The sequence below is a fragment of the Nitratidesulfovibrio oxamicus genome (assembly GCF_015731765.1).
Taxonomy (GTDB): Bacteria; Desulfobacterota; Desulfovibrionia; order Desulfovibrionales; family Desulfovibrionaceae; genus Cupidesulfovibrio; species Cupidesulfovibrio oxamicus.
In genome coordinates this window covers 1-6080 of the sequence record NZ_VRYY01000121.1, presented here as the reverse complement: position 1 = coordinate 6080, position 6080 = coordinate 1, and the positions used below count along the sequence as shown (strand labels likewise).

General features: G+C 67.2%; 4 protein-coding genes. 1 reads left to right on the top strand and 3 read right to left on the bottom strand.

From position 1 onward, the window contains the following. Positions 1-1628: putative bifunctional diguanylate cyclase/phosphodiesterase (locus FVW20_RS05625; RefSeq protein ID WP_196608655.1), on the top strand; the 1628-nt coding region annotated here is incomplete at its 5' end. A gap of 268 nt (positions 1629-1896) precedes the next feature. Here FVW20_RS05625 and lon read toward each other — a convergent pair. The 3 genes from lon to radC all read right to left on the bottom strand — a co-directional run bounded on the left by lon (position 1897) and on the right by radC (position 5839). Continuing rightward, positions 1897-4647 carry an endopeptidase La gene (lon, locus tag FVW20_RS05620; RefSeq protein WP_231038897.1) on the bottom strand — a complete coding sequence of 917 codons (2751 nt, stop codon included), beginning with the start codon at positions 4645-4647 and terminating at the stop codon, positions 1897-1899. Positions 4648-4666: 19 nt separating this feature from the next. Beyond that, positions 4667-5005 (bottom strand): acylphosphatase, encoded by a 339-nt coding sequence (locus FVW20_RS05615; protein ID WP_196608654.1) that lies wholly within the window; start codon positions 5003-5005, stop codon positions 4667-4669. A 156-nt stretch (positions 5006-5161) separates the two neighbouring features. After that, complete coding sequence (radC, locus tag FVW20_RS05610) at positions 5162-5839, bottom strand: RadC family protein (RefSeq protein WP_196608653.1); 678 nt, start codon at positions 5837-5839, stop codon at positions 5162-5164. Between the last annotated feature and the right edge of the window lie 241 nt (positions 5840-6080).

Sequence of the window (6080 nt, the reverse complement as noted above, 5' to 3'; positions counted from 1 at the left end):
CGGACCTGCGCGCCCTGCTGCCCCCCGACGTGGCCGGGCAGGCCCTGCGCGAGTTCGGCGGGCTGTGGCTTTCGGTGTCGGCCATCCGCGCGGCGGCGGGCATGGGCGAGGCCTCCGGCGGCATGGTGGAGACCTCGTGGCCGTTCCTGCGGGCCGACGGTGAAAAGCGCTGGATGCAGCAGAGCCTGCGCATCCTGCCCGGCGAGGCGGGCCACCCCCCGTGCGCGCTGTTGCAGGTCACTCCGCTGGAGGGCGGCAACGGTCGCGCCGGGCGCGACCCGGCCACCCGCGACGAGGAGCGCATGACCCAGACCGCCTTCCACGACGTGCTCACCGGCCTGCCCAACCGGATACTGCTGCTGGACCGCGTGGAAAGCGCCCTCAAGCGTGCCCGGCGCCACGATCATTACCGCTTTGCCGTGCTGTTCCTGGACATCGATCGTTTCAAGGTGGTCAACGAAAGCCTGGGCCATCGCGCGGGCGACGAACTGCTGCGGCTGTTTTCCGACCGGGTATTGCCCTGCCTGCGCGAGGTGGACACCCTGGCCCGCTGCGGCGGCGACGAGTTTGCCGTGCTGCTGGACGACGTGGAGGATACCGCCGAGGTGGGCACCATCGTCGAGCGCATTCAGGACGCCCTGCGCACGCCGTTTCCGGTGCACGACACCGAGGTGTACATGGCCGCCAGCATCGGCGTGGTGGTGCGCGCCCGGCAGTACGCATCCGCAGAGGACATCCTGCGCGATGCCGACCTTGCCATGTTCCGCGCCAAGGAATCGGGCAAGGGCCGTTACGAACTGTTCGACGAGGACGTGCCCTCCGCCGCCCCGGACAAACTGCGCCGCGAAAACGAACTGCGCCGGGCCATGGAGCGCGACGAGATAGAACTGTACTTCCAGCCCGTGGTTTCGTTGCGCACAGCGCGCATCACCGGGCTGGAGGCGCTGGTGCGCTGGAATCACCCGGACCTGGGCCTGCTGCCACCGTCGGAGTTCATCCCCCTGGCCGAGGAATCGGGGCTGATCTACCATCTGGACCGGCACGTGCTGGAACTGGGCTGCGCCTCCGTGCGCGCCCTGCGCGAGCGGGCCGGACCCGCGGCGGAATTCGCCCTGAACCTGAACATTTCCGCGCGCAGCTTCCGTCGCTGGAACATGGTGGAAAGCTATTCCGCCGTCATCCTGGAATCGGGCTGCAACCCACTGGACGTGCGGCTGGAAATCACCGAAAGCCTGCTGCTGACCGGCGTGGACGCCGTTACCGACAAGCTGTGGAAATTCAAGGAACTGGGCGTCTCGCTGGTGCTCGACGATTTCGGCACCGGCTATTCCTCGCTGAACTATCTGCGCCAGTTCCCCATGGACATGATCAAGATCGACAAGTCGTTCACCAGCCGCGTGCACGAGGAAAAGGCCGCCTACGGCATCGTGCAGTCCATCGTCAGCCTGGGCCGGGGGCTCGGCCTCGGCGTGGTGGCCGAAGGCATCGAACGGCCCGAACAGGCCGAGGTGCTGCTGGAGCTGGGCTGCCTGTACGGGCAGGGCTTCCTGTACTCCCGCCCGTTGCCCTTCGAACGGACCGTCAAGGTGCTGGAACGCCGCTGCCCCCTGCCGCTTTCGGCGGGGTAGGTGTTCCGCGTATCGCGGCAACTACGTTGGAAAAGAGAAGAGGGCCGGGGATTTCCCGGCCCTCTTCTTGGGTTGGCAAAAGCTGGGCTACAGTGCCACCGTATTGTAGCGGGGCCTAGAGGGGGGGAACTCCCAAATAAAAAGTTTGGGGGGGAAGGGGCCGGGGAGGGAGACCCTTTTTCGCTCTGCGGTCGCCATCCGTAAGGTTCGCACTTCGTGCTTACCTAACGGCTGCCGCAAAAGGTTCCCTCTCCGGTTCGTTCTTCCCTTATTCGCCTTTCGGAAACGCCAGCGGCAGCAGGTCGTCGATGTGGGCCACGGGGTGAACCTGGATGCGGCGCAGCAGGTCTGCGGGGATGTCTTCCAGGTCCTTGACGTTCTGGCGGGGGATGATGACGTGCTGCATGCCGCGCGCCACCCCGGCCAGGATCTTTTCCTTGATGCCGCCCACGGGCAGCACGCGGCCGCGCAGGGTGATCTCGCCGGTCATGCACAGGTCGCTGCGCACGGGCTTGCCGGTGATGGCGGAGAGCAGCGCGGTGACCATGGTCACCCCGGCGGAGGGGCCATCCTTGGGGGTGGCGCCTGCGGGCACGTGGATGTGCAGGTCGAGCTTTTCCGAGAAGTCGGGTTCGATGCCGAGGCGTTCAGCGCGGCTGCGTGCGTAGGAGATGGCGGCCTGCGCGCTTTCCTTCATCACGTCGCCGAGTTGGCCGGTCATGGTCACGCCGCCCTTGCCCTTCATGGGGGTGACCTCCACGTGCAGCACCTCGCCGCCGTAGGGAGTCCAGGCAAGGCCCAGGGCCACACCGGGCAGCAGTTCGGCTTCCTTTTCCTCGTCGATGAAGCGTGGCGCGCCCAGCAGCTTTTCCAGCATGCGCGGGGTGACGCGGAAGGGACCCTTCTCGCCCTCTGCCTTGCGGCGGGCCACCTTGCGGCACAGCGAGCCGATTTCGCGCTCCAGGTTCCGCAGGCCGGCCTCGCGGGTGTAGCCGGTGATGATGCGCTCGATGAGCGCGTCGGGCACGGTCACCTCGCGCGGGGACAGGCCGTTTTCCTTGGCCTGTCGCGGCAGCAGGTAGCGGCGGGCGATGGCCAGCTTTTCCTGCATGGTGTAGCCGGGAATGGAGATGACCTCCATGCGGTCGCGCAGGGGGGCGGGAATGGTGTCCAACTGGTTGGCGGTGCAGATGAACATGACCTTGGACAGGTCGAAGGGCACGTTCAGGTAGTGGTCGCTGAACGAGAAGTTCTGTTCCGGGTCCAGCACCTCCAGCAGGGCAGATGACGGGTCGCCCCGGAAGTCGGAACCGATCTTGTCGATTTCATCCAGCATCAGCACAGGGTTGCGCGTGCCGAGTTGCTTCAGGCTCTGCACGATGCGCCCCGGCATGGCGCCGATGTAGGTGCGCCGGTGGCCGCGGATTTCCGCCTCGTCGCGCATGCCGCCCAGCGAGATGCGCTGGAACTTGCGGCCCATGGCCCGGGCGATGGAGCGGCCCAGCGAGGTCTTGCCCACGCCGGGAGGCCCGGCGAAGCACAGGATGGGTCCCTTGGACTTGGGGTTCAGCTTGCGCACGCTGAGGTATTCAAGGATGCGGTCCTTGACCTTGGCAAGGCCGAGGTGGTCCTCGTCCAGGATCACCTTGGCCTTGTTGATGTCGAGCCGGTCGCGCGAAAGCTTGGCCCACGGCAGTTCCGCCAGCCACTCCAGGTAGGTGCGCACCACGGTGGCCTCTGACGAGTCGGGGTGCATGGAAGCCAGACGGCGCAACTGCTTGTCCGCCTCCTTGCGGACTTCACGCGGCAATCCGGAGCGTTCCAGGGCGCGGGTGAGGTCTTCAAGTTCCTCGTCCTCGTTGCCCGATTCGCCCAGTTCGCGGCGGATGGCCTTCATCTGCTCGCGCAGGAAGTAGTCCTTTTGGGCCTTGTCCATGCCCTCTCGCGCCATGCTCTGGATCTTGGCCTGCATGGAGGCCACTTCCACTTCCTTGACCAGTTGCTCGTTGACCAGGCGCAGCCGGGCGTCGGGGTCGGTGCATTCCAGGATGGCCTGCGCGTCGGAAACCTTCATGCGCAGGTTGGCGGCGATGAGGTCGGCAAGGCGGCCCGGATCGTCCACGGAGTTGAGCACGGCCATGATGTCCGAGGTGGCGATGCCGCGCAGCGAAAGGATCTTTTCGCTCTGCTCGCGGGCGGCGCGCATCATGGCTTCCTGCTCCACGGTGGGCGGGCCCAGTTCCGGCTCGGGCAGGGTTTCCACGCGGGCGGTAAGATAGCCGTCACCCACGCCAAAGGATTCCACCCGGGCGCGGCTGATGCCCTGCACCAGCACCTTCAGCCGGTTGTCGGGCATCTTCAGCATGCGCATGATCATCACCACCGTGCCGGTGGGATGCAGGTCTTCCGGCGCGGGATCGTCCACCGATTCGTCGCGCTGGGTGCAGATCATCAGGTAGCGGCTGCCGTTGAGGGCGGCGTCCACGGCCTGCACCGACTTTTCGCGGCCCACGAACAGGGGCAGGATCATGTAGTTGAACACCACCACGTCGCGCACGGGCAGCACGGGCAACTCGTCGGGCAGCACGGGCAGTTCCGGCCCGTCGGTGGAGTCGGTCGTATCCGAAGATTCGGAACCGTCGGGATTTTCGGCCTCGATGTCGCTCAGACCGTCGAAATCCAGGGCGCGGGCATCGTCACCGGCGCGGGGCGGCGTGGACACGGCCACCTCGATGCTGGCTGCCTTGCCCCGTGCAGCCAGGGCCTGCTCGCTCTGGTCGCCGGTCTGGGTGTCGATGATGGTGACGTCGTTTGCGGCGTTTGCGGCGGCGTCGGGGGGGGCGTCAGAGACGGTCCCTGGAGCAGCGTCGGGCGTCGGGCCGGAGGTCGCATCGGCGGCAGGAGTGGCCGAGGCGGCCTCCTGCTGCTTTTGGGGCTTGCCGGTTGCCTTGGCCTGCTTCTTGCCGGTGGTTTGCCCGGATTCGTCGGGGGTGTCGTCGTCGTATATGTCGTCGGTCATGCGGGGTGCTCCTCGCGTGTCAGAATCGGATATGGAAATCTTGCAGGGGGGCGTCCTGCCCGTAACGCGTGCCGGACGCATCGGAAGGCTGCCCGTTCGCTGGGTGCCTGTTCTGGGAGTATCCGTTCAGGGCTTGCTCTTCCACCCCGGTGACCCTGGCGAACACGGGACCTTTCCACAGGGCCTCTCGCAGGGCGTCCATGCGTTCGACCGGCCCCTGGGCCTCCAGTTCCACGCTGCCGTCGGGCAGGTTGCGCACCCACCCGGCAAGCCCCAGGGCGCGGGCGGTGCGCCCGGTCCACGAGCGGAATCCCACCCCCTGTACCCGACCGGTGACCCTGAATCGGCTGCGCGTCATGGGCGTGTGCTCCCGGTTTTGTCCGGCGTCGGCGTGCCGGCGGTGTGGTGCTGGGGCGCCCCGCCATGGGCACTGCGCCTGATCGGCCATCGCCGGACCAGGATTCCGCCAGATCAGGACATTACCAGACCAGGTGCCTGCCAGATGAGGCTTCCGTCAGATCAGGCCGTCGTCCTTCAGGCTGTAACAGGCGTCGTCGGTGACGATGACGTGGTCCAAAAGGCGCATGCCGATGGCCTTGGCCGAAAGCTCCAGTTGCCGGGTGATCTCGATGTCTCCCGCCGACGGCGACGGATTGCCGCCGGGGTGGTTGTGCACCAGGATGATCGATGCCGCCTTGTGCCGCAGGGCCACTTCAAGGATTTCGCGCGGGTACACGGCTGATGCGTTCACCGTGCCGCGCGAGGCGCGTTCCCATGCCACCATGCGGTTCTGGGTATCCAGCAGGGCCACCCAGACCTCTTCGTGGGGCGAAGCTGCCAGCCGCATCCGGGCCATTTCCGCCACCGCCTGCGGGCTGCCCAGCACCTCGCGTTCGCGGGCCGGGGTTTCCACGTAGCGCGCCATCACCTCGCGCAGCAGGGCCCAGAAATCCAGCATGGCAGGGCCGAAGCCCTTCACCCCCAGCAGTTCCGAGGGACGGGCGTCCAGCACGCCGCGCAGGCTGCCGAAGCGTTGCAGCAGTTCCTTGGCCAGCGGCTTGGTATCGCGGCGCAGCAGCACATGGCCCAGCAGCAGTTCAAGCACCTCGTAGTCGGGCAGGGCGGCGGGATCGTTGCGCAGCCGGGCACGCACCCGCTCGCGGTGCCCGTGGTAGTGGGGACCAGTGGTCATAATAAGCAGTCGTGCCGGGCGTGCAAGCCCGTTGTACGGGCGCGACCCACGATTGCGGGACGGGCATGGCCGGGCGCGGCATGACGGGATGCGGCATGCAGGGCGCTGCGGGCCGGGTGGACTGTTTGGAGCACGCGGGACATCATCCGTCAGTTCCTGTGCCCGCCCGGCGCATACGCCGCAGGCCGGGACCTGCCGGGGTGTCCCCCGCCCGCCTGCCCGGGTCCGGCCTGGCCGGTGC

Excerpts from the sequence above, each read along its gene's own strand:
- lon (WP_231038897.1), bottom strand. The coding sequence starts at position 4,647 with ATGACCGACGACATATACGACGACGACACCCCCGACGAATCCGGGCAA.
- FVW20_RS05615 (WP_196608654.1), bottom strand. The coding sequence starts at position 5,005 with ATGACGCGCAGCCGATTCAGGGTCACCGGTCGGGTACAGGGGGTGGGA.
- radC (WP_196608653.1), bottom strand. The coding sequence starts at position 5,839 with ATGACCACTGGTCCCCACTACCACGGGCACCGCGAGCGGGTGCGTGCC.